This is a genomic window from Bowdeniella nasicola (assembly GCF_001907295.1).
Taxonomy (GTDB): domain Bacteria; phylum Actinomycetota; class Actinomycetes; order Actinomycetales; family Actinomycetaceae; genus Bowdeniella; species Bowdeniella nasicola.
The window spans coordinates 1-668 of record NZ_MQVR01000191.1 but is presented as its reverse complement, the minus strand read 5'-3'; the positions used below and the strand labels follow the sequence as shown (position 1 = coordinate 668).

The window sequence follows — 668 nt, the reverse complement described above, 5'->3', positions numbered from 1 at the left end:
CCGCGGGCGCCGCGCCGTTTCCGGTTCGCGACCTGGTCGGCCGGGTCCGGGGACGGCCAACGTCCCGCTCGACCCGTAACTGCGCCAGCAGCGGCAGCAGCAGCGGCGAGTCGCCGGCCTGCCCCGCCGTGAGCAGCACCACCAGCGGCCGCCCGTTGCCGTCGACGAGCTGGTGGATCTTCGTCGCCAACCCGCCCCGGGGCCGGCCGACCGCGTGATCAGGCGGCTCGATGCCCGGATTCGTGTAATTCGAGCCAGCCCCCTGTGTGGCGGGTGACGTTCGTCGCGTGCTGATGCGCGCGGACGATCGTGGAGTCCACCGACACCGACCAGTCCAGCCCGCCCGCGGCCTCCGACGCCGCGGTCAACCGCGATAGCGCCGTGTCCCAAGTACCATCCGCCGCGTGCCGTCGATGCCAGGTCCACACCGTCTGCCACGGCCCGAACGCGTCGGGCAGGTCACGCCACGCGCTCCCGCACCGGTACCGGTAGATGATGCCCTCCACCACCGTCCGCGCATCCGCGTACGGGCGGCCCTTGCCTTGCCCCGCCCGCGAGGGGAACAAATCCTCGATCAACGACCACTGGGCATCCGACAGCAACTGGAAACGCGTCATGCCCCGAGCATCACCCGAGGCATGACACATCACCTGTCAGACACGCCCTAG

General features: G+C 71.0%; 1 protein-coding gene and 1 pseudogene. Both read right to left on the bottom strand.

Annotated elements, in window-relative coordinates; genetic code table 11:
• A pseudogene (locus tag BSZ39_RS14415) lies at window positions 1–190 on the bottom strand (IS5/IS1182 family transposase); the annotation flags it as partial.
• Window positions 191–218: 28 nt separating this feature from the next.
• Window positions 219–617, bottom strand: a complete 399-nt coding sequence (locus BSZ39_RS14410; RefSeq protein ID WP_073717695.1) for an IS5/IS1182 family transposase — start codon at window positions 615–617, stop codon at window positions 219–221.
• Window positions 618–668: the final 51 nt, after the last annotated feature.